The sequence below is a fragment of the Nonomuraea sp. B10E15 genome (assembly GCF_039871615.1).
Taxonomy (GTDB): domain Bacteria; phylum Actinomycetota; class Actinomycetes; order Streptosporangiales; family Streptosporangiaceae; genus Nonomuraea.
Genome location: NZ_JBDPMB010000004.1, coordinates 118310 through 140187 on the forward strand (window position 1 = coordinate 118310; position 21878 = coordinate 140187).

The 21878-nt window shown below is 73.6% G+C and carries 17 protein-coding genes; 7 read left to right on the forward strand and 10 right to left on the reverse strand.

From position 1 onward, the window contains the following. Positions 1–148: 148 nt before the first annotated feature. From ABGB14_RS16140 to ABGB14_RS16155, 4 genes are all read right to left on the reverse strand, one after another. Positions 149–1477 carry a lanthionine synthetase LanC family protein gene (locus ABGB14_RS16140; RefSeq protein WP_347644463.1) on the reverse strand — a complete coding sequence of 443 codons (1329 nt, stop codon included), beginning with the start codon at positions 1475–1477 and terminating at the stop codon, positions 149–151. Positions 1478–1585: 108 nt separating this feature from the next. After that, positions 1586–1789 carry a hypothetical protein gene (locus ABGB14_RS16145; protein WP_347644464.1) on the reverse strand — a complete coding sequence of 68 codons (204 nt, stop codon included), beginning with the start codon at positions 1787–1789 and terminating at the stop codon, positions 1586–1588. A 309-nt stretch (positions 1790–2098) separates the two neighbouring features. Then, positions 2099–2977, reverse strand: a complete 879-nt coding sequence (locus tag ABGB14_RS16150) for a UTP--glucose-1-phosphate uridylyltransferase (RefSeq protein ID WP_347644465.1) — start codon at positions 2975–2977, stop codon at positions 2099–2101. A gap of 68 nt (positions 2978–3045) precedes the next feature. Further along, complete coding sequence (locus tag ABGB14_RS16155; RefSeq protein WP_347644466.1) at positions 3046–3867, reverse strand: nucleotidyltransferase domain-containing protein; 822 nt, start codon at positions 3865–3867, stop codon at positions 3046–3048. 66 nt (positions 3868–3933) lie between these two features. On the opposite strand from ABGB14_RS16155, the gene ABGB14_RS16160 reads away from it, so the two are divergent. From ABGB14_RS16160 to ABGB14_RS16170, 3 genes are read left to right on the forward strand one after another with little or no spacing between them, the layout of a single operon-like run. Then, positions 3934–4536, forward strand: coding sequence for a helix-turn-helix domain-containing protein (locus ABGB14_RS16160; protein ID WP_347644467.1), 603 nt, complete (start codon positions 3934–3936; stop codon positions 4534–4536). A gap of 1 nt (position 4537) precedes the next feature. Further along, a complete protein-coding gene (locus ABGB14_RS16165) occupies positions 4538–5272 on the forward strand; it encodes an SRPBCC domain-containing protein (protein ID WP_347644468.1) in 735 nt (244 codons plus the stop codon). Between the two features lie 31 nt (positions 5273–5303). Next, positions 5304–5786: a metallophosphoesterase family protein gene (locus ABGB14_RS16170; protein ID WP_347644469.1), complete on the forward strand. Its 483-nt coding sequence runs from the start codon at positions 5304–5306 to the stop codon at positions 5784–5786. Here the strand turns inward: ABGB14_RS16170 and ABGB14_RS16175 are convergent. Continuing rightward, positions 5779–6798 carry an ABC transporter substrate-binding protein gene (locus ABGB14_RS16175; RefSeq protein ID WP_347644470.1) on the reverse strand — a complete coding sequence of 340 codons (1020 nt, stop codon included), beginning with the start codon at positions 6796–6798 and terminating at the stop codon, positions 5779–5781. The genes ABGB14_RS16170 and ABGB14_RS16175 overlap by 8 nt on opposite strands. A gap of 270 nt (positions 6799–7068) precedes the next feature. Here ABGB14_RS16175 and ABGB14_RS16180 point away from each other — a divergent pair, with 270 nt between their 5' ends. Continuing rightward, positions 7069–8367, forward strand: coding sequence for an FAD-binding protein (locus ABGB14_RS16180; RefSeq protein WP_347644471.1), 1299 nt, complete (start codon positions 7069–7071; stop codon positions 8365–8367). A gap of 82 nt (positions 8368–8449) precedes the next feature. Here the strand turns inward: ABGB14_RS16180 and ABGB14_RS16185 are convergent, their stop codons facing one another. Then, a complete protein-coding gene (locus tag ABGB14_RS16185; protein WP_347644472.1) occupies positions 8450–11767 on the reverse strand; it encodes a BTAD domain-containing putative transcriptional regulator in 3318 nt (1105 codons plus the stop codon). Between the two features lie 87 nt (positions 11768–11854). Between ABGB14_RS16185 and ABGB14_RS16190 the strand changes: the two genes are divergently transcribed. Both ABGB14_RS16190 and ABGB14_RS16195 read left to right on the forward strand, forming a co-directional pair. Beyond that, positions 11855–12952, forward strand: coding sequence for a ThiF family adenylyltransferase (locus ABGB14_RS16190; protein WP_347644473.1), 1098 nt, complete (start codon positions 11855–11857; stop codon positions 12950–12952). A gap of 147 nt (positions 12953–13099) precedes the next feature. After that, complete coding sequence (locus tag ABGB14_RS16195) at positions 13100–14296, forward strand: hypothetical protein (RefSeq protein WP_347644474.1); 1197 nt, start codon at positions 13100–13102, stop codon at positions 14294–14296. 81 nt (positions 14297–14377) lie between these two features. Here ABGB14_RS16195 and ABGB14_RS16200 read toward each other — a convergent pair whose 3' ends face one another. After that, complete coding sequence (locus ABGB14_RS16200; protein WP_132636554.1) at positions 14378–14638, reverse strand: WGxxGxxG family protein; 261 nt, start codon at positions 14636–14638, stop codon at positions 14378–14380. A gap of 608 nt (positions 14639–15246) precedes the next feature. On the opposite strand from ABGB14_RS16200, the gene fusA reads away from it, so the two are divergent. Beyond that, on the forward strand, positions 15247–17262 hold the full coding sequence (gene fusA, locus ABGB14_RS16205; protein WP_347644475.1) for an elongation factor G: 2016 nt from the start codon (positions 15247–15249) through the stop codon (positions 17260–17262). Positions 17263–17404: 142 nt separating this feature from the next. Here the strand turns inward: fusA and ABGB14_RS16210 are convergent, their stop codons facing one another. From ABGB14_RS16210 to ABGB14_RS16220, 3 genes are all read right to left on the reverse strand, one after another. Next, positions 17405–19399: a M14 family zinc carboxypeptidase gene (locus ABGB14_RS16210; RefSeq protein WP_347644476.1), complete on the reverse strand. Its 1995-nt coding sequence runs from the start codon at positions 19397–19399 to the stop codon at positions 17405–17407. Between the two features lie 119 nt (positions 19400–19518). Then, positions 19519–20319, reverse strand: coding sequence for an IclR family transcriptional regulator C-terminal domain-containing protein (locus tag ABGB14_RS16215; protein ID WP_347644477.1), 801 nt, complete (start codon positions 20317–20319; stop codon positions 19519–19521). Between the two features lie 84 nt (positions 20320–20403). After that, on the reverse strand, positions 20404–21837 hold the full coding sequence (locus ABGB14_RS16220; protein WP_347644478.1) for an amidohydrolase family protein: 1434 nt from the start codon (positions 21835–21837) through the stop codon (positions 20404–20406). Positions 21838–21878: the final 41 nt, after the last annotated feature.

A 21878-nucleotide genomic window follows, 5' to 3' on the forward strand; every position in this document is an offset into this window, starting at 1 on the left:
TCCGGATTTGGCATTGACCAGGGTGATTCTGGGCCGGACATCGGCGCGTGTTTGCCACCGGCCTGACCGGACGCCGCGAGCGGCTCATGAGCGCCGGTACGAGCCCGTACACGCGGCAGGGCGTGCCGAAGCTCAACCGGGCGGCCCGTCACGCCCCGCGCAGCGCCGCCGGCGGCACGGGTATGGCGGGGAACGGGTTGTCGGGCAGCAGGATCACCCGGCGTGCCCTGTTCGGCTGCCCGGCGGCGTCGAGGTGGAGCAGCGCCGCGCCGATGCCGGCCGCGCCCACCATGTATCCGGTGTCGGCCGTCACCTCCTCCGGCCGCAGCCGCCGGTAGGCCTGGTACCAGCGGTAGCCCCGCCCGTCGTGGTCGCTGGCCCGGCCGATCAGGTCGGCGGCGAGCGTCCTGGCGTACTCCAGGTGGGAGGGGTTGCCCGTCGCCGCCCATAAACCGGTGAACAACTCGATCAGGCCGGCCGCGCCGCAACACTGGCAGGCCACGTTCCAGTAGCCCTCGGTGCTGCGGCGCGGCACGCCGCTCTGCACGATGCCGCGCGCGAGCCGTTCCACCCAGTCGAGGTCGCCCGGGTCGCCCGCCACCCGGTGCAGCTCGTAGAACATCCGGGCCACGCCCGCCGAGCCGGAGCAGAAGCCCAGGTAGTGCAGCCCGCGCGCCTGCGGCACGTGGTGGGGGACGACCGCGCACGCACCGGTCACCACGCTGATCTCGCGGACGAAGCCGGCACCGCTGCGCGCCGCCGCCAGGAACCGGTCGTCGCCCGTCACGCCGTACAGGCGGGCCAGCAGGAACGCGGTGCCCGCCGTACCGGCCAGGAAGCCGGGTGTGACGGCATCGGACGGCAGGCCGGGACCGTCTCCGAAGAGGTGCCCCGGCACCGGCAACCGGGCGATGCGCAGGCCGGCCTCCACCGCCGCCTCCTCGCAGGCCGGCAGGCCGAAGCGGGCGGCCGCGGACAGGAGGCCGAGCACGACTCCGCCGTCGCCGCGCTGGGCAGGGTCGCGCGACCAGGCGACGCCGTCGCCCGAGGACCTTCCGAGGTGGACGACGTGCTCGGCGATCGCCCTGGCCTCCGCCTCGAAGCGGTCCTCGCCGAGCGCCCAGCCCGCCTCCATGAGCGCCACCATCGTGCCGGTGAGCCCGTGGTAGAGCGAGACGTCGTCGCGCTCGCGCCAGGTGGCGGCGAGCCACCGTGCGCCGGCCCTGGCGTCGTCGAGGTAGGCCTCGTGGCCCGTGGCGGCGGCCAGTTCGAGGAAGAACAGCACGATGCCGGCGCCGCCCGAGTAGAGCGACCAGGGCTCGGGGGTGACCGCCGACCCGCCGCGCAGGTCGGGATTGGCCAGCCAGCGCCTGCCGTGCTCGTCGTCGGCGGCGGCGGACCTGATCCACCGCCCCGCGCGGATGGCGGCGGTCACCGGGGAGTCGGCGCGCGCGCTCGACGGGCGGGTCCTGTCCATGCTCACCACCCCATCTTCCCACACATTTGGTAGGAAAATAAGTATTCACCGCCGCGTCACCGACACGCCCGTGCGCCGCACCGCGGGCGAGTCAGGAGGACGCCACCGTCACGCGTGCGGGCCCGCCGTGACCGTGCCGACGGTCAGGCTCGGCCGGCCCTCCATCACCGCACCCACCCGTTCCACCTGCTCGTCCAGCTCGCGCAGGTGCGCCCGCGACAGGTCGCCCAGCGGCTCCACCGTGACATCGATTCTCCGCCCCGAACGCCGCTGGGGCCAGACCCCGCCCACGACGCCGTCCACGAGCAACACGGGCAAAGTTCCCCGCCTGCCCGCCGTTCAGCGCCCGGCCGGCCGCCGCGCCCGTGATCGGGGCCGGTCATCGCGCGCGTGACGTACGCGACCTCGCGCGCCATCACGGCCAGCCGCACCCCGACGAGCCGTTCCTACGGGTCGCGCCGGGCCCGCAGCTCGTCCAGCACGACCCGCAGCTCGGGCCGTCCGTCCCGGGCGAGCGCGGCCGGACGGCGGCACCGCTGCCCGTGGGACAACGGTTCCACCTCGGCGATCAGGGCGCTGGGTGTGAGGGCATGAGACCGCAATAACCGCCCCATTATGGTGCTACGGCGCGCCGCCGTCCTGCGCGAGCTGCCGGAGTTCGGGGCCGTGGACCGGGTGTGCGAGGGCCACGGCGAACTGCGCCCTGAGGTAGTTGAGCGGCGATCCCGTGTCCCACCAGGTGCCGTCGATGACCTGCCCGTACACCGGGCGCGTCAGCGCGTGATCGTGCAGGGCGTCGGTGAGGTAGATCTCGCCCTCGGGGTGCTGGTGCCACGCGCGCGTCCGGGCTTCCAGCTCGTCGATAACCCCGGGTGTGATGACATAGCCGCCGATCGCGGCGTAACGCGAGGGAGCCCGATCCGGGGTCGGCTTCTCCACCAGCCCGGAGATCAGGAGCCGCCCGCCCCCGAGGTCTTCCTTGACGACAGGGACGCCGTAGCGAGGGGCGTCTTCGAGCCCCATCGGCATCAGGGCCAGGACCGGGGCGCGCGTCGCCTCGTAGGCGGCCTTGAGCTGCTGTGCCCGCGGCACCTCCGCCACGAAGACGTCGTCGGCCCACAACACCATGAACGGCTCGTCGCCGATGATCCTGGCGGCATTCAGAATGGGAGTGCCGTTGCCATAAGGGCCGTTCTGGTACAGGTACGTGATGTGGGCCAGGGATGACACCTCGCGGATTGCGTCGGCCAGATCGTGTTTGCCGGCGGCACGGAGTTGCAGCTCGAGATCGGCATCGGGGGCGAAGTGCTGCTGGATGAGGCTCTTGCGGCCCGACGTGACGATGATGATCTCGTCGATGCCCGAGTCAACGAGCTCCCGGATGGTGTGTTCGATGACCGGTTTGTCGCCGATCGGCAGCATCTCCTTGGGGAGCGCTCTGGTCAGCGGCAGCAGGCGACTGCCCAGACCGGCTACCGGAATCACGGCTTTGCGGACCACGTGTGTTCTCCCTTGATCGTGAGCCAGCGACGTTACCTGGCTCGATCGGCGGAGGGCCATGGCGTGGGTCACGCGCCGCAGGCGGCCCGTACGTCCGCGACCAGCCGCGCCGCCGCGTCGATGGTGCGCCCGATCTCCTCCGGCGTGTGCCCCACCGAGGCGAGCAAGGCCTGGGCCCGCTCTCCGAACCCGCCGGGCGCGGACGGCAGCCGGTCCGCCGAGGCGATCATGGCCTTCTCGTTGACGAGCCAGGCGCCGTCGTGGGCGTGCAGCGCGTGGCAGGCGACGCCGAGCGCCCGGAACAGGGCCGCCGCGGTGTACGCCGGGTCGCGGCCCGCCGCGCCGTACCGGGCGGCCGACAGGGCGAAGTCGCCCTCCCACAGCCCTCCGACCAGGGCGTCGCGCAGCGCCGGCGGGTAGGCGGCGGCGACCTCGTCGCGCAGGGCGGTGAGCTCGCCGCCCGCGTCGGCGAGGACCCGGCACAGGGCCACCTCGCCCGCGTACGCGTGGGAGTAGAAGCCCAGGGGGTGGCCGATCTGGAAGCCGATCTCGTAGCGGCCCGCGCGGCAGTCTCGCCAGACGCTGTGCACGCGGTCAAGGTCACGGTAGATCCAGTCGACCCGCCACCCGTCCATGGTGAGCCAGCCGCCGCCGTCCACCCACGGGCCCCAGCCGCCCGGCTCGGTCAGCTCGGCGGGCGCGCCGGTCAGCTCCGTGGCGAGCGCCCGCAGGTCGTCCACGGCGAGCGGGCCGCGGTAGTAGAGGCCGAGGTCGATGTCGGAGTCGGGACGGTGGGTGCCGCGCGCGCGGCTGCCGCCGAGGACGACGGCGACGACCCCGGGCACGCCGGCCAGCCGGGCGGCGATGGGGTGGAGATCCGGTTGTCGCACGGGCCGATCCTAGCGGGCCGCCCCGGACCGTTTGACAGATTTTTTTGTCGGTGACATCGTTCACGCATGGACGAAGTGGCGGTGATCGAAGACCCCGCGGCGGCCGAGGCGTCCCTCGACCCCATGCGCTCGAAACTGCTGGCCGAGCTGGTCGAGCCCGGCTCTGCCACGTCGCTGGCCGCCAGGGTGGGCCTGGCCAGGCAGAAGGTCAACTACCATCTGCGGACGCTGGAGAAACACGGCCTGGTGGAGCTCGTCGAGGAGCGGAGGAAGGGCAACGTCACCGAGCGCGTGATGCGGGCCACCGCCGCGTCGTTCGTCATCTCGCCGGCCGCGCTGGCCTCCGTGCAGCCCGACCCCGGCCGGTCACCGGACCGGCTATCGGCGCGGTGGCTGCTGGCGCTGGCGGCGCGGCTCGTACGCGATGTGGGCGCTCTGGTCAACGGGGCGGCCAGGGCGCGGAAGCGGCTGGCGACGTTCGCCATCGACGGCCAGGTGCGTTTCGCGTCGGCGGCCGACCGGGCGGCGTTCGCGGAGGAGCTGACGCAGTGCGTGACCTCGCTGGTCAGCAAATATCATGATGAGTCTGCTGAAGGCGGGCGTGATCACCGGCTGATCGTGGCCGTGCACCCTTCCGTGCACCCTTCCGTGCACCCGAAAGAGCGTTGACGTGGGGCACGCGTTCGAGCTCCCCCATGAGGCCCTGGTCGAGGCGACCCCGGAGGAGGTCTGGGAGGCCATCTCGACGGGGCCGGGCATCGATTCGTGGTTCATGGGCCGCAACGAGGTCGCCGGCGGGGCGGTCCGCACGGCCTTCGGCGGCTTCGCGATGCCGGAGTCCACGGTGACGGCCGCCGAGCCCGGCAGGCGCTTCGCCCACAGCAGCGCCACCGGCGAGGACGGGCGCTTCGTCGCCTACGAGTTCCTCATCGAGGGGCGCGACCGGGGCAGCGCGCTCGTCCGCCTGGTGACCAGCGGGTTCCTGCCCGGCGACGACTGGGAGGACGAGTTCGACGCCATGTCCAGGGGCATGGAGATGTACTTCGCGACGCTGGTCGAATATCTCGGCCACTTCGCGGGACGGGCGGGGACGCCCGTCACGGAGTTCGGGCCGCCCGTCGGCGACTGGCCGCGCGCCTGGGAGCTCCTGTACGCCGCCCTCGGCGGCCCTCCCTCCCCCGGCGACCGCGTGCGGTTCGGCCCCGGGCAGGTCGAAGGAGTGGTGTACTTCCGCAACTCCCAGACCCTCGGCATCCGAGCCGATCACGCGATCTACCGCTTCCTCCAGGGCTTCCACGGCCCCATGATCGCCGCACACCTGCTCTTCGAGGATGAGCGCGAGGATGAGCGCGAGGGCGGGCGCTGGCGGGCGTGGCTGGACGAGCTGTACGCGGACGGGACGTGACGACCACCGCGACCGGGGCAGGAAGGCGGGCATGAGAGTCGTCGCGCTGTCCGACACGCACGCCCCCAGGCGCTGGCGCTCCTGCCCGCCCCGCGTCGCCGAGCACGTGCGCGGCGCGGACCTGATCCTGCACGCGGGCGACGTCTGCGTCCTCTCGGTGATCGAGGAACTGGCCGCCTACGCCCCCGTGCACGTGGTCAAGGGCAACAACGACGGCCCCGACCTCGACGCGCCGGAGACGCTGGAGCTGACCCTGGACGGGCTGCGGATCGCCATGATCCACGACAGCGGCCCGGCCAAGGGCCGCCTGGCCCGCATGCGGCGCCGTTTCCCGCGGGCGGGCCTGGTCGTGTTCGGCCACTCGCACATCCCGCTCGACGAGTCGGACGGCGGCCTGCGCATCTTCAACCCCGGCTCCCCCACCGACCGCCGCCGCCAGCCGCACGGCACGCTCGGCCTGCTCACCATCGAGCACGGGGCGCTCACCCGGGCCGAGATCGTGCCCGTCACGTGACGACGTCGTCGCGCGACTTGTCGAGGTTGGCCTTGAGCTCCTCCATGACCTTGGCGTACCCGAGGTAGCTGTAGCGTTCGGCCGCGTGCCACGGATAGAGCTGGCCGGCCTTGACCGCGGGCAGCTTGGCCCAGGTGGGCTTCGCGGCCATCTCGTCGATCTTCATCGACTGGGCGCGGGCGTCCACCAGGATCACGTCGGCGTCGTACTTGTCGGCGTTCTCCCAGCTCAGCACCTCCCAGAAGCCGCCCTCGCTCTTCGTGGGCCGGTCCGGTGAGACGACGTTCAGGCCCAGCTCGCCCCAGTACTTGATGTCGGGGTGGTCGGGCAGGTAGGCGACGTACAGGTTGTCCGGGGTGCCTGTGACGATCATCACCTTCAGGTCCGGCCTGTCGGCGGCGAGCTTCTTGAGGGCGTCACCGGCCGCGTCGAAACGTCTCCTGGCATCGGCCACGGGCGCGGCATCGGGGTCCGCGCCGAGCGCGGCGGCCAGCCGGCCGTACGTCTCGATGATCTCCACCAGGGGCTTGCCGCTGAGCTGCACGCCGACCGTGGGGGCGATCTGGTCGACCACCTTGACCGACTCCTCGGGGACGTACCAGAGGGTGTTCTTCTGGTACATGCCGGCCACCAGCAGATCGGGCTGGAGCGAGGCGTACTTCTCGACGTTGAACTCGCCCCACACGTTCCCGATCGACTCGACCTTGGAGATGTCGACCTCGCCCACCTCGGGGTCGCGGCCGCCGTCCTTCAGCCGGTGCGGGCCGAAGACCGCGACGGGCCGCACGCCGAAGTCCCACAGCGCCGCCGCCGCGCCCGACTGGGCGACGACGCGCTGGGGGCGCTCCGGGAGGGAGACCCGCTTGCCGCGGTCGTCGGTCCAGGTCCATGCCCCCTGGCCGGACGCCGGCGGCGCGGCGGCGGGCGGCGGGGCCGTGCCGCCGCAGGCGCCGGCGCCGAGCAGCGCGGCGGCGCCGATGGCGGCCAGGATGCGGCGCGGGACAGTGGCCATGGGTGCTCCTCTTCGCAGCGATCTACGCCCTGATGGACGCCATATTAGATTAGCCTTACCTAACCGATAATCGCGGGCCGCCGGAACGGGCGTAGCGGGAAGCACGCGCCGTACGACCGGTGGTGTAGCGGACGTGGCGACGGCCGTCCGATGCCCGCGGGGGACGCCCGCACGACCCTTGGCAGTAGGGCGACGGCAAGACGAACGGGAAGAAGTCGTGAGCGCCCTCCAGCACAGTGATCGCGGATCGCGGGAGAGAAGGGCCGGAAGATGAGCCAGCCGCACACCATCCAGGACGAGATCACGCTTCCCGGCTTCTCCGGGGCGGCGCACCTGCCGGGCGAGGCCGGTTACGACGCGGCGCGCCGCTCGCTGAACCCCGCGGTGGACCCCGGGCCGGCGCTCGTGGCCGAGGCGCGGAGCGCCGCCGACGTGCGGGCGGCGCTGCTGGCGGCGCGCGGGCACGGGCTGCCGTTCGCGGTGCAGGCGACGGGTCACGGCACGCACGTCCCGTGCGACGGCGGCATCCTGGTCAGGACGTCGCCGATGCACTCGGTGCTGGTCGACCCGGCCCGCCGGATCGCGCGGGTCGGTCCCGGCGCCCGCTGGGGCGAGATGGTCGCCGCCGCCGCGCCGTTCGGGCTCGCGCCGCTGTCCGGGTCGTCGCCCTCCGTCGGCGTCACCGGCTACACGCTCGGCGGCGGGCTCGGCTGGCTGGCGCGCAGGCACGGGTTCGCGGCCGACAGCGTGGTGCGGGCCGAGGTCCTCCTGGCGGACGGCAGGCACGTGACGGCGAGCGCGGGCAGCCACCCCGGGCTGTTCTGGGCGCTGCGCGGGGGCGGCGGCGGGTTCGGCGTCGTCACCTCGCTGGAGTTCCGGCTCCACCCGGTCGAGCGGGTGTACGCCGGTTTCACCTACTTCCCGATCGAGGCGGCGGGCGAGACGCTCGGCGCGTACCGCGACTGGATGGACGGCGCTCCCGACGAGCTCAGCACAGCACTCGTGTTCAGGCACATGCCGGACGGCGAGGAGGTGCCCGCCCCGGTGCGCGGGCGGCACGTCGTGATGCTGAAGGTCGTGCACGCCGGGACGGCGGAGGAGGCACGGCGGCTGCTGGCGCCGCTGTACCGGGCGGCGGGCCCGGCGCTGCTGGACGACACCCGGACGACCACGTACGCGGCCACCGCGATGGGCGGCACCCCGAACCGGCACATGGACATGTTCGACACCGTCCCCGACCAGGTGATCGACACGCTGGTGCGGGCGGCGGAGCAGGCGCCGACGGTGGAGATCCGGCACTGGGGCGGGGCGATGAGCCGGCCCGGGCCGGACGCCGGGCCGGTGAGCCACCGCACGACGAGGCTCTCGGCCATCGTGGACACGCGGGTCCCCGGGCTGGCCGAGGCGCTGCGACCGTACGCGAACGGCGGGACGTTCCTGAACTTCCTGGCCGACCCGTCGCGGACGGCGGCCGCGTACACGACGGCGGACCGCCGGCGGCTGGGCGAGGTCAAGCGCGCGTACGACCCCGACGGCTTCTTCCGCGTCGGCCACGTCGTCCCCGCCTGACCACGCCGCACTCCCCGCCACCGGCTGAGGCGCGGGCTGGACCCGCTCACGTGGGCGCGTACGGGGAAACGCCCGCCGACGGTCACCGTCGGTCGAGCAGCGCCGCTGTCTTCAGGCGCTCGGGTGCTCCGATGGCCGTGAACAGCTCGTGAGCGCGGCGCCAGTGGCGGCGGGCCTGCTCGGGGGCGTGCGCTTCCCGGGCGTGGCCGAGCGTGAGCAGGGCGCGGGCGTGCTCCAGCCGCTGGCCCGACCGGTGGGCGAGCCTCAGCGCCTGCTCGCACGCGCGTACCGACTGTGCCGCGTCGCCGTCCGCCAGGTGCACGGCGGCGAGCAGCCCGTACAGCCGGGGCAGGTTCAGCGGGTTGGCGTCCTGCGCCAGCTTCAGCGCGCGTTCGGCCTCGTCACGCGCGTCGGCGTGCCGGCCGCCGCGGTGGTGGGCCTCCGCCAGGCCCAGCAGCACCTGGTCCAGGTCCGTGCCCGTCCGCTCGGCCAGCCGCAGCGCGGCCTCGAGGCGGGCGAGCGCGGAGTCCATCCTGCCGAGCTCCAGCTCGGCCTCGGCCATGCCGCTCAGCGAGGCGATCTGGCAGCGCCTGTTCTCGACCTCCCTGGCGACGGCCAGCCCCTGGGCGAACGCGTCCACGGCCTGCTCGTGGCGGCCGGCGTCGCGGTGCACCCAGCCGTAGGTCTCGTACGTGACCGCCACGGCGTACCGCAGTCCCGCGGAGCGGGCCACGGACAGGGCCTCGTCCAGACATGCGAGCGCCTCGCCGAACCGGGCCTGTTTCTGGCGGACGAGGGCGAGGTTGACGAGGGTGAGCGCCTGGAGCAGCCGGTCGCCTGTCCCCTCGGCCAGGGGAAGGTTGGCCACCAGGCATTCCTCGGCGCGGTCGAGCCGGGCGAGCATCAGGTAGGCGGAGGCGAGGTTGTTCTGCGCGCGCAGCTCGCCGCGTTCGTTGCCGAGCGCACGGTGGATGGCCATGGCCCGCCGGTAGCGCGGAAGGGCTCGCTGCGGCTTTCCCAGCTGTTTGCTCGCCACGCCGCCGCCCTGCAGCGCCGTGGCCTCGCCGTGCGCCCAGCCGGCCCTGCGTGCCAGGGCCAGCGCGCGCTCGTACTCCCGCATCGCGCCTTCGAGGTCGGCCATGAGCCACCGGACGAGCCCGAGGGAGTTGCGCATCGCGGCCTGCCCGATGGGGTCCTCCTCCCGCTCGGCGGCGTCCAGCGCGATGCCCGCCAGGCGCAGCCACTCCGCGTGCGTGCGCCGGTGTTGCAGCAGGCCCGTCATGGCCTCGACCAGGAACCAGGCGTAGGGGCGCGGACCGTGCTCGGCCGCGTGCGACACGGCGGCGGCGAGGTTGTCCCATTCGTCGTCGAACCAGCCGACGGCCTCCGCCGGGCCGCCGAACTCCGTCGGCGTGACACCGGCCCCGGCCGGGCCGCCGGGCAGCCGCGGGGCCTCGAAACCCGCCGCCGAGGTGGCGCGAACGACGGTGCGCAGGTAGTAGTCGAGGAGCCGGTGGGCCGCGGCGTGCCGCTCCCGCGGCGGATCTTCCGCCAGGCTGAGCCGCACCGCGTACTCGACCACCAGGTCGTGGGCGGCGAAGCGGCGCGGGCCTGTCTCCTTGAGCAGGTGGACGCGCACCGCCGCGCCCAGGAGGTCCTCCGCGTGCTCCCGGCCCGTGCCGGCCAGGGCGGCGGCCGCGTCGGCGGAGATGGCGGCGCCCCGGGCCACGCCGAGGAGCCGGAACATGCGCCGCGCGGGAGCCGGCAGCGCCTGGTGCGACAGGTCGAGGGCCGCCTGCACGGCGACGCTCTCGTCGCCGTCGACGCGCAGGCGCGCCAGCCGTCCCCGGTCCGCCAGCTCGCGAACGTAGTGGCCGATCATCCGGTGCTCCTGGTCGCCGATCCAGGACATGGCGATGGAGAGCGCGAGTGGCAGCCGGCCGCAGAGCGCCACGAGCTCCGCCGCGGCCTCCCGCTCGCGGCGCAGGCGGTCCTCGCCGATGCCGTGCGCGATCAGCCGCAGGGCCTCCCGCTGGTCCAGCACGTCGAGCGTGAGGCGTTCGACGCCGTCCAGCGCGACGAGGCCGCCGAGGCGGTTCCTGCTGGTGATGACGGCACGGCAGCCGGGGTCGCCGGGCAGCAGCGCACGGACGTGCTCGGGTGCGGCGACGTCGTCAAGGACCACCAGGACGCGCCGGCCCGCGAGGAGCGAGCGGTACAGGGCGATCTGGGCGTCGAGCTCGACGGGGATGTCCTTGGCGTCCTGGCCGAGCCCCTGCACCAGCAGGCGCAGCGCCTCCGGGAGCGTCATCGGCTCGCGCTGGTCGAAGCCGCGCATGTCGACGAACAGCTGCCCGTCGGGAAACGCGGCGGCCGCCCGGTGCGCCCAGTGGACGGCGAGCGCGGTCTTCCCGACGCCGGCCGGTCCCACGACCAGCGTCACCGGGCCGGCGTCCATGCGCCGCAGCTCCTCCTCCCGGCCGACGAAGCCTCCGAGCAGGGGCGGCAGCTGGCGCGGCACGGGCGCCGCGGGCGCCTTTCCTGGCGGCTCTCCGGGCGGCCCCGCGGACGGCCTCCCGGACGGCCCGGCGGGCGACCCCGCGGGTGGTCCGGCGGGCGGCTCTGTGCCGGGCTCGCCAGCCAGCAGGCGCTGGTGGAGGCGCTGCAGCTCGCCGCCGGGCTCCACGCCGAGCTCGCGGACGAGCCGGGCGCGGAAGTCGCGGTAGACCTCCAGCGCGTCGGGTAAGCGCCCGCCGCCGGCGAGCGCCCGCATGAGCAGGCCGTGCGGCCGCTCCCGCAGCGGCACCTCGGCCAGCAGCCGCGTCAGGCCGGCGATGGCCGCCTGTCCCCTGCCCGTCTCCACGAGGGCCGCGGCGCGGCCCTCGGCCGCCTCGTGCTTGAGCTCCTCCAGCCGGTGCCGCTCGGCGTGGGCGACGGGGCCGGCCAGATCCTGGTACGGGTCGCCGCGCCACAGTGCCAGCGCCTCGTCGTACCGGGCGGCCGCCTCCGCATGCCGGCCGTCCTCTGCCGCCCGGTGCCCCTGCGCCACCAGGGAGGCCAGCTCGGCGGTGTCCGTCGCGGCGGCGCGGACCAGGTATCCGGGGTTCCTGGTGACGATCACGTCCTGGCCCTGGTCGCCGATCGCCCTGCGCAGCTCGGCGATCAGGGCGCGCACCCTGGCCGGGGCGGAGGGCGGGATCTCGTCGCCCCAGAGGCGGTCGGCCAGCCGTTCGACGGACACCACATGACCGGCGTCGAGCAGCAGCGCCGCGAGCAGCGCGCGCTGCCTGCCGGTCAGATGGACGGCCCGGCCGCCGACCGCGGCCTCCAGCGGGCCGAGGAGGAGGAAGCGGACCTCCGGCACACGGCCGGCGCCGGCCGTGGCTCTCCCGAAGATCAATTGTCCTCCAGGCACGATCCATGCGGGATCCATGCGGCCGGATGCCACAGTCCTGCCACATCATCTCAGAGATTGGCTGATGCACCGATGAGGCCACAACTCAAGGACATCGCGTGGGAGCGGGTCGGGGATGAGCTGCGGCTGGTGTACGACCCCCGCGACCAGCTGGTCCTGTCCGATCCCGACGGCACGGTGGAGAAGCTTCTCGGGCTGCTCGGCGAGGGCGGCAGGACCGTCGCCGAGCTCGCGGACGAGCTGTCACTGGACGTGGCGGACGTGGAGGGGGCCGTCGCGGCGTTCGACGACGTGAGCCTGCTGGAGGACGGCGACCGGCTCGGCCGCCTGGAACCCGCGGCCGCGGAGCGCTACTTCAGCAACCTGGCCTTCTTCGAGTCGTTCAGCACGCTCGGCCGCAGCCGCGAGGACCTGCAGCGGCGCCTGCGCGAGTCGCACGTCCTGGTGCTCGGCACCGGCGGGCTCAACTCCAACACGATCCCGCACCTGGCCGGGCTCGGCGTGGGCAGGCTGACGCTGCTCGACCGTGACACGGTGGATCCGCGCAACTTCGCCCGCCAGTACCTCTACCGATGGGACGACATCGGCGCCCGCAAGGTGGAGCGGGCCGCGGAGTGGGTCAGGGCCTTCGACCCGGGTGTCGAGGTCGAGGCGATCGACGCCGACGTCGAGGGTCCCGAGCAGCTTCACGAGCTCGTCGCCCGTACCCGGCCCGACGTGGTGGCCTCGGGCATCGACCGGCCGAACCGGATCGACCTCTGGGTGAACGAGGCGTGCGTGCGCAACGGCGTGCCGTTCGTCCGCGGCGGCATCTCGGTCACCACGGGGACCGTCTGGTCGGTCCAGCCCGGCGTGAGCGCGTGCCGCGCGTGCGTGCCCGCGGACCCGTCGAACCCGGCCGACTTCGACGACCCCGAGGACCCGGCGATCGCGGGCGCCATCGCCGCGACCCGCCTCTTCGTCAGCAAACCCCAGCCCAACCGCGGGATCGGCCCGGTCGCCGGCCTGCTGGGGGCATTCGGCGCCTTCGAGGTGCTGCGTTACCTGACCGGTTTCGAGCCACCGGCGTACGCCGGCCGGCCGCTCAGCATCGACTTCGCGCACGGGTGTGCGACGAGTCAGGACGAGTGGCCTCGCAACCCAGCCTGCCCGGCATGCGGAGGGAGGTGATCCTTGTGAAGATCGAGATCAAGCGGGTCGAGAACACCCGTCTGACGCAGCTCATCCACCCGGACTCCTGATACCGGGGCGCAGGGCCGCATCCCGGCCACACCGGGGTGCGGCCCTGCCCATGCCGTACCTGATCCTGGAGAGAGAATGACCACGTCCGTTGATGCGGGGCTGCGCGAGCGAGCCGCGCGGCTGACGGTCTCCTTCGACGGAGAGGCCTGGATTCTCGGCCGCCCCGAGCTGGGCGTCTTCGTCGCGGTGCCCGAGCCTGGCGCCGTGTTCGTGACCACGCTGCAGGAGACGGGCTCGCTGGCCGAGGCCACCGTGCGGGCCGGCGAGGTCGCGGGCGAGCCGGTGGACGGCACGGACTTCGTCGAAGGGCTCACCGCCGCCGGGCTGCTCGACCCGCCCGCTGAGACGGCGCCGGTCCGCGGGCACATCAGGTGGATCGAAGGGGTCAGCCCTCAGGCCGCGGCCCGGTTGTTCGGCCGCGCCGCCTGGTCGTTCTACGTGGCGGCCGCGCTGTTCGCGGCCGGCGTGCTGGTGTTCCGGCCCGGTCTCCGGCCCTCGTGGGAGGACGCCGTGTTCCTGCCCAGCCCGGGGCTGTCGGCGTTCACGTGGCTGCTGATGGGTGTGGCGTTCGGCGCCGTGCACGAGGCCTGGCACTGGCTCGCTGGGCGCGCGGTCGGCGTGCCGGCGATCTTCCGCGTCAGCTACCGCGGTGTGTACGTCGTCTTCGAGACCGACCTCACCCAGATCGTCACGGTTGCGCGCAACCGCCGCTACGGCGTCTATCTGGCGGGGATGGCCGTCGACACCGTGGTCCTGGCCGTGACGCTCGCGCTGCGGCTCCTCGGCCCGCCCGCCGGCGTGGACGGCTTCCTCGCCGCCGTGGCGCTCTTCCTGATCTTCGGCATCGTCTGGCAGTGGGCCGCCCTGCCGCTGCGCAGCGACTCGTACGCGCTGCTCGCGAACGCGTTGCGCTGCCACAACCTCTACCGGACGACGTGGCTCACCGCGAAGAGCCGGCTGTTCCGGCTCACCGAGGCCGAGAGCGCGGAGCTGGCCGGGGCCGGGGAGCGGGACCGGCAGATCGCCCGCTGGTTCGTGGTGCCGTACGTCGCCGGGATCGCCGTCATGGCCTGGATGCTCGTCACGGTGGTGCTACCGCTCATGATCTCGCTGGGCGGCTGGGGACTGGCCCAGTTCGCCGGCGGCGCGGTCGGCTCGGCGGGCTTCTGGGAGGCGCTGGCCGTGGCGGTCTACATCGCCGCGCAACTCGGCCTGCCGCCGCTGCTCGCCCTCCACGAGCGGCGCCTGCGCCGTGCGGGCGCCCTGCTCTGAAGGAGCCGCGTCGGCACGGCCGCGGTGCGGCGGCCGTGCCGCTGCGATCTCATCCCGGCTGCGTCGCCGGGCGGGGACGGCCTATGGGCGCATCCCGCGGTCGGAGACGTGTTCCGAGGTGCCGACGTGGCGCTGCTTACGCATGCCGGCCAGGCCCAGCAGGCCCAGCAGGCCGAGCAGGCCCCACAGGCCGGCGTTACCGCCTCCGTCCGTCTGTTGCTGTGGCGCGGGTGTGACCTGGCTCTGCGCGACGGGCTCGACCGGTGTGTCGGCCGTCGCTGCGGCGGCCGGGACTAGCGTCAAGAAGAACGCCAGGCCCAGCCCGGTGAGCGTCTTACGCATTGGGTTTTCCCCCGATCCGGCGGTCTCACAACCGCGGAGACCGCCTATCACGCCTTCCCCCCGGAAGGCTACCGATAGCGGGGCGATCTCCATTTGCCCTGCTAGGTGGCCTCTACCATCGTCACGCCCGCCTCAAACGCCTTCTCCCGTCAGGTGCGGCCGCGGCGGCCCGCTCGCGTGCGGAACCCGGCCATCCGGGCCGGCGCCCGCGCCGGCCCGGATGGCCGGAGCGATCGTCAGGGTCGCCGCGTCCGTCCGCGCGGCGGAAGTTCTGGCGGACGTGCCGGAAAAATCGGTTCCCTCCGTCATCCCCGTGTGACTACACTCCCCACCGAACGCCGTACCGCATCGATGAGGGAGAGGAGCCGGCCGTGCGCCACAGCACCGCTGCCATCGTCCCTCCCTCGCGGCACGAGGTGATCCTGGTGTCTTCGTCGCCCCGATGCCGGCTGCGCGGCCGCCATCGGACGCCCTGACGAAGCGACCTTCCCGACCCTCCGCGGGCCTGATCCCGCGCCGGGGTCCTCGCACAGCCTCGAGTTCCGGCCGTCCTTCGTCCGGGGAATCGCGCTGTCCTGTTCGACGACACCCGGAAAGGGTCATCGGCTGTGCGCGCCCATCTCTCCACCTCCCTGACGACCGTCCGCAATCTCGGCATCCTCGCCCACGTCGACGCCGGCAAGACCACCGTCACCGAACGGATGCTCTTCCTCGCCGGCGCGACGTACAAGCGGGGTGAGGTGCACGACGGCACGACCGTCACCGACTTCGACTCACAGGAGCGCGACCGCGGCATCACGATCTTCGCCGCCGCGGTGAGCTGCGCCTGGGACGGGCACCGGATCAACCTCATCGACACCCCCGGCCACGTCGACTTCTCCGACGAGGTCGAGCGCTCGCTGCGGGTGCTCGACGGCGCGATCGCGGTGTTCGACGGCGTCGCGGGCGTCGAACCGCAGAGCGAGTCCGTGTGGCGGCTGGCCGACCGGTACGGCGTGCCGCGGATCGCGTTCGTCAACAAGCTCGACCGGGCCGGCGCCGACCTGGACGCCGCGGTCGAGTCGATCCGCCGCCGGCTGCATCCCGCGCCGCTGGTCGTGCAGCTGCCGATCGGGCGCGAGGACGGCTTCGCCGGCGTGGTCGACCTGGTGCGGATGCGGTCGCTGGTGTGGACCGGCGGCGCCTGCGAGGAGGGTGAGGTGCCGCGGGAACTGCGCGAGGAGGCGCTGCGGCGGCGCCGCGTGCTGGAGGAGGCGGTGGCCGAGCTGAACGCGGACGCGCTGGAGGAGTTCTGCGCGGGCCCGTCGATCTCCGCGGGCACGCTGGCCGCGGCGCTGCGCGACCTGACCCGCACCGGTGCGGGCGTGGTGGTGCTGTGCGGCTCGGCGTACCGGGACCGCGGGGTCGAGCCGCTGCTCGACGCGGTGGTGGCGTACCTGCCCTCGCCGCCGGAGGTGCCGGCGGTGCGCGGCGAGGACGGCGCGGAACGCCCGGCGGACCCGGCCGCGCCGCTGGCCGCGCTGGCCTTCAAGGTGAACTCGACCGCCACCGGGCGGCTGACCTACGTACGGGTGTACTCGGGCACGATGCGGAAGGGGGACACGGTGCTGGACGCCGGCGCGGGCCGTACCGAGCGGATCAGCCGCATCCTGCGCGTGCAGGCCGACCGCCACACCGAGGTGGACCGGGCGGTGGCCGGGGACATCGTCGCCGTCGTCGGGCCGAAGGCGGCCCGGCCCGGGACGACGCTGTGCGCGCCGGGCTCGCCCCTCGTGCTGGAGCCTCCGGGGGCGGCCGACCCCGTGGTGTCGGTGGCGGTCGAGGCGCGCAGGAGCACCGACGCCGACCGGCTGGCCGCGGCGCTGGCGCGCCTGGCCGAGGAGGACCCGTCGCTGGCGGTCCGCACCGACGCCGAGACCGGGCAGACGCTGCTGTCGGGGATGGGCGAGCTGCATCTGGAGGTGGCGGTGGAGAAGATCCGCCGCGACCACGGGCTGGCCGTCGGCGTCGGCCGGCCTCAGGTGGCGTTCAGGGAGACCCTCGTCCGCGGCGTGTCGGGCCTGCTGTACCGGCACGTCAAGCAGGACGGCGGCGCCGGCCAGTACGCCCACGTCATGATCGACGTGGAGCCGCTGGCCGACGGCGACTTCGCCTTCTCCTCGACCGTCACCGGCGGGCGGGTGCCGCGCGAGTACGTGCGCGCGGTCGAGGCCGGCTGCCGCGACGCCCTGGCCGGCGGGCCGCTGGCCGGGCACCCGGTGACGGGCGTGCGGGTGACGCTGACCGACGGCGCCACCCACACGAAGGACTCCTCGGAGCTCGCCTTCCGCACGGCCGGCCGGCTGGCGCTGCGCGAGGCGTTGCGGGCGGGCACGATGGCGCTGCTTGAGCCGGTGGCCGAGGTGACGGTCACGGTGCCGGACGACGCGGCCGGCGGGGTGCTGGGCGACCTCGCGGCCCGGCGCGGCCGGATCTCCGGCTCCGCGACGCGGTCGGGCACGGTCGTGATCACCGCGATCGTGCCGCTGGCCGAGGTGTTCGGCTACGCGACCCGGCTGCGCAGCCGTACCCAGGGCCGCGGCACCTTCACCACCCGCCCGGCCGGCTACGCCCCGGCACCGTAGAGACCGGCGCCGTAGAGACCGGCGCCGTAGAGACCGGCGCCACGCAAAAAACCGGCGCGCGTACGGCCCCGTCGCGGGGGCGGGGCCGTACGCGTTTCCCGGCGGCGCACCCGCGGGCCACGGGCCGGGGCCCGTTGGGGGCTCAGCGTTCCCGGTGGTCGGCGGCCACGCCGATCAGGGCGATGAGGCCGGAGGCGAACTCCATCGCCTCGGCGTGCCCCTCGCTGAACGGCGGCTGGAAGCCCACGCCCTCCCACCTGCGTGTCGCGGGGTTCCACAGGTCGGCTCCGACCTCGAAGTCCCAGCCGTAGACGCCGTGGTCGTACCAGAGCTCGTCGGCGGAGTTGCCGGCCGCCGAGTACAGCACGTCCGTCACGGGGCCCGTCTGCTGCGGCCAGGTGACCGTGCCGCGCTCGGCGGCGATGGCCTCCTCGATCGTGCGGGCCGAGCGCAGGAAGTACGCCAGGTCCTGCTCCGACGGCCTGGGCAGGGTGACGCGGCCGTCGAGCTTGTAGGCGCCGGGAGGCCACATGAAGTAGCCGCCGTAGCTGTGCACGTTCAGGGCGAACCGGATGTTGGGGTACGTCTGCGCCAGCCACATGACGTTGCGGCTCTCCGGCTCGGAGTGTTCGGCCGGGCCCGCGTACGTGCCGCTCTGGCAGTTGGCCGAGGCGCCGAAGTAGCCGTCGTGCAGCGATCCGACGGCGTAGTTGCGGTTGACGTCCACGCCCCAGGTGTTGCGCGCCGCCGGGTCGGACTGCGCGGCGGGGCAGTGGTTGGTCATGTTCTTACGCTGGGCGTTGAAGTCGTAGAAGCTGTAGTTGGCGCCGTCGGGGTTGACGGTCGGCACGATGAAGATGTCGGTGCGCTCCAGCAGCCGGCGAGTCGCCCTGTCACGGGCGTGGTTGCGCAGCAGCCGCTCGGCCGCCTCGATGGTGACCAGCGGCGTCACCCACTCCCTGGCGTGCTCCTGGGCGTAGGCGAGCACGCCGGTGCGCGAGCCGTCGCGGTGCGTGCCGATGCGCAGGGCCAGCACGCGCGCGGGCTCGCGGGAGACGCCGGCGGGGGCCTGGAGGAAATCGCTGAGCTGGGCGGGCGGCGCGGGCGCCATGACGCCGCCCCCGGCGTCGTCGCGGTAGGTCGTGGCGGTGACGCCGGCGCCTTCCGTGGCGTTGATCGCGGCGGCGACCTGGGCGGCGGTGCTGACCGGCGTGCCCGAGCCGTCGGTCGCCAGGCTGACGGTGATGAGCTTGCCGTCCACGTTCACCCGCAACGGCCGGTCGGGCGCGCCGGGGCCGGCCAGCTCGACCGCCAGGTCGTTGCCGCCTTCGGAGCCGTAGGCGGCGGAGGTGATCACGACGGCCGCGGCGGGCGGGGTGCCGATCAGGGCCTGGGCGTGGCGCCGGTAGCCGTTGGTCCGGTACGGCAGCGTGATGATCTCGGTGAGCCCGGGGTAGCGCCGGTGCAGGCTCTTGACGCGCTCGTCGAGCTGCGCCGGCGTCATGTACCGGGTGACGAAGTCGCGCTGGTATCCGCGGCCCTCGCGGTCCGGCCGCTCGCCGTCCGGCCATTCCTTGACCCGCGCCTCCGCCGTGCCGCCCGCGGCCGAGGTGACGGTGACCCACCGCGGCCTGCCGTCCGCGGGAACGGGCGTGCTGAGCTGGTGGCCGAGGTACGCGCCCGCGTCGACGTACGCGACCATGGGCGCCTGCCCGTCGGATCCGCGCGCGCCCTTCCACGTGACGGTGAGCGTGGCCGCCTGCCCGGCGTTGCTGGACGCCTCGACGGACAGGAAGTAGCCGTCGCGCGACCTGAACCAGACGGCCCGCTCGATGACGATCTGGTCCTTGGGCGCGGTGGCCCTCGGCCGCGCCTGGGCCGGCGCGCCGGGTGCGAGGGTCGCGCCCAGCGACTTCAGGCCGTCGAGCTGGCCGGGTGTGACGACGGCGTCGACCTGGATGCTGCCGTCAGGTTGCGGGCGGACCCGTTCCGTGAGGTCGGCGCCGGAGGCGACCAGGCGGTCGAACGCGGCCTGGCCGGGAACGGAGAGGGTGACCAGCGAGGCCGGCTCGGGATCGGCCGGCCCGGCGATGACCGGAGCGGCCGGCTCCGCGGCTGCGAACGTCGTGAGCACCATTATCAGAACGACTGCGGACGCCCGTAAACCGCGCATCGGCCCCTCCAGGATCGCCGTATGGGGCTCATTGAAGGACGACTTGCCCCGCCCGGCAAGACCCAGGCCGCGCGCGACCAGGCTCAGGAGGCCGTGACGTGCGGCACCTCCTGGTAGAGGGCCCAGTCGGCGCTGATCGCGCCGGCCGTCTTCAGCAGCAGCGGCAGGTGCTCCTCGGTCAGCTGGTGGAGGGAGGTCTCGGCGGCGTGGGCGTTGACGTTGACGGCCGCGACGACGTTGCCGAGCCCGTCCCTGAGCGGCGCGGCGACCGACCGGATCCCGAGGGCGAGCTGCTCGTCCGTCATCGCCCACCCCTTGGCCCGCACCTCGCGCAGCACCGCCTCGCGCTCGCCGGCGTCCGGCCGCCAGCGCGGCTCGATGCCGGAGCGGCTCGGCTCGGCCAGGACCCGCTCCACCTCGGCGGGGGGGAGCGCGGCCAGCAGCACCTTGCCCAGGGACGTCTGCAGCGCCGGGAAGCGGGTGCCGATCTGCACCGACAGGGCGACGATCTTCGGCACGGCGACCCTGGCGACGTAGACGATGTCGGAGCCGTCGAGCTGGGCGATCGAGGAGGACTCGTGCGTCTGCCTGACCAGCCGCTCCAGGTGCGGCCTGGCCACCTCCCAGAGCCCTGTGGAGCGGATGTAGGTGACGCCCAGCTCGAGCACGCGCGGCGTGAGGGCGAATCCGCCCGCCTCCTGCCGGGCGTAGCCGAGCTCCTGGAGGGTGAGCAGGATGCGGCGGGCCGTCGGCCTGGCCAGGCCGGCGGCGGTCGCCACCTCTGTCAGGGACATGACCGGGCGCCCGGGCTGGAAGGCCCTGATGACATCGAGGCCGCGGGCCAGCGCCTCGATGAAGTCAGGTCCCGTGTCACCGCGTGCCATCGATGCCCTCTCGTTCGGGTCCGCCTGCTCCGACTTTAGACGGTCGGCACGGGCGGCACGGTCGGCCGTCCGCACAGCGGCCGGTCACAGGCGGTGCGTGGAGTCGCTGCGGTAGTCGGTGTACGTGTACGGGTTGTCGAGGATCTTCGTCGCGGGGATGTCCGGGTTCATGCCCTTCTCCCACGCCTCGTCGCCCATCTCGGAGCGGAGGTGCTCGACCGTCCGCTCGACCTGGCGGCGGGCCGCGGCCAGGTCGACACCGACGAGGCGGTGCTCGTGCTTGACCACGCGGCCGTCGACCAGGACGGTGTGCACGTCGCCGCGCTGCGCCTGGAACGCCACGTGGCCGAACGGGTTGAGCAGCGGGAACGACACGGGCGACGCGTCGTTCTTGATGAGCACCAGGTCGGCCTTCTTGCCGGGCTCGACGGCGCCGAGGTCGTCGCGGCCGAGCGCGCGGGCGCCGCCCCGGGTGGCCCAGGTGACGACCTCGTCGGCGCGCAGGCCGCAGTGCGTGACGGTCTCGCCCCTGGCGTGCGCCTCCAGGTGCTCGCGGGAGCGGTCCGCGCCGAGGGTGGTGCGCATGGCGGAGAACAGGTCGCCGCTCCACCAGACGCTCGTGTCCATGGACAGCGACACCGGGATGCCGTGGGCGCGGACGGCCCACGTGGGCGGGTAGCCCTGCCCGGCGCTCTGCTCGCTCTCGGTGGAGACCGAGATGGAGCCGCCGGTGGCCGCGATGCGGTGGTAGGAGTCGGCCGACAGCGAGGCGGCGTGCACGTACACGGTCTCGGGGGTCATGAAGCCGTGCTCGTGCATGAGCTTGATGCCGTCGTCGCTGGTGGCGCCCCACACGCCGGCGTGCGTGGTGACGGGCAGGCCGAGCTCGCGGGCGACCTCGAAGGCGGGCTTCTCCGGGAACGACGGGTCGCCGAGCACGTCGAAGGCGAGCTGGAAGCCGAGCAGGTCGTCGCCGGTGACGCGCCGGGCGACGAAGTCGCGGAACTCGGGCGTGGCCGTCCATTCGGCGGGCGGCGCCTGGATGTTGCCGTACGCGAGCACGTACCGGCCCGGCACGGACTGCAGCGCGTCGGCGGCGGCGTCGGCGTGGTCGACGGTCTGCAGGCCGTGCGACCAGTCGACGACGGTGGTGACGCCGGCGTCCAGGGCCTCGATCGCGGCCAGCGTGTTGCCCGCGTGCACGTCCTCGGGCCTGAAGAGCTTGCCGTGTTCCAGGTAGAACCAGACGAAGTACTGGGTGAGCGTCCAGTCGGCGCCGTAGCCGCGCATCGCGCTCTGCCACATGTGGCGGTGGGTGTCGATCATGCCGGGCATGACGATGCCGTCGGAGGCGTCGATCTCGATGGCGTCCTGCGGGGCCTGCAGGTCCTGGCCGACGGCGGCGATCCTGTCCCCGGTGACGAGGACGTCCGTGCGGGGCAGCACCCGGCGCCCGTCCATGGGCAGCACCGTGCCGCCGCGCAGCACCACGGGGCGCCCGGAGTCGAAGTCGTTCATGGCACGCTCCTCGTTGGCGAACAGCTGTCCGCTATACGGTC

Excerpts from the sequence above, each read along its gene's own strand:
- ABGB14_RS16170 (WP_347644469.1), top strand. The coding sequence starts at position 5,304 with ATGAGAGTCGTCGCGCTGTCCGACACGCACGCCCCCAGGCGCTGGCGC.
- ABGB14_RS16200 (WP_132636554.1), bottom strand. The coding sequence starts at position 14,638 with ATGCGTAAGACGCTCACCGGGCTGGGCCTGGCGTTCTTCTTGACGCTA.
- ABGB14_RS16220 (WP_347644478.1), bottom strand. The coding sequence starts at position 21,837 with ATGAACGACTTCGACTCCGGGCGCCCCGTGGTGCTGCGCGGCGGCACG.
- ABGB14_RS16215 (WP_347644477.1), bottom strand. The coding sequence starts at position 20,319 with ATGGCACGCGGTGACACGGGACCTGACTTCATCGAGGCGCTGGCCCGC.
- ABGB14_RS16175 (WP_347644470.1), bottom strand. The coding sequence starts at position 6,798 with ATGGCCACTGTCCCGCGCCGCATCCTGGCCGCCATCGGCGCCGCCGCG.
- ABGB14_RS16180 (WP_347644471.1), top strand. The coding sequence starts at position 7,069 with ATGAGCCAGCCGCACACCATCCAGGACGAGATCACGCTTCCCGGCTTC.
- ABGB14_RS16195 (WP_347644474.1), top strand. The coding sequence starts at position 13,100 with ATGACCACGTCCGTTGATGCGGGGCTGCGCGAGCGAGCCGCGCGGCTG.
- ABGB14_RS16210 (WP_347644476.1), bottom strand. The coding sequence starts at position 19,399 with ATGGTGCTCACGACGTTCGCAGCCGCGGAGCCGGCCGCTCCGGTCATC.
- ABGB14_RS16140 (WP_347644463.1), bottom strand. The coding sequence starts at position 1,477 with ATGGACAGGACCCGCCCGTCGAGCGCGCGCGCCGACTCCCCGGTGACC.
- ABGB14_RS16160 (WP_347644467.1), top strand. The coding sequence starts at position 3,934 with ATGGACGAAGTGGCGGTGATCGAAGACCCCGCGGCGGCCGAGGCGTCC.
- ABGB14_RS16190 (WP_347644473.1), top strand. The coding sequence starts at position 11,855 with ATGAGGCCACAACTCAAGGACATCGCGTGGGAGCGGGTCGGGGATGAG.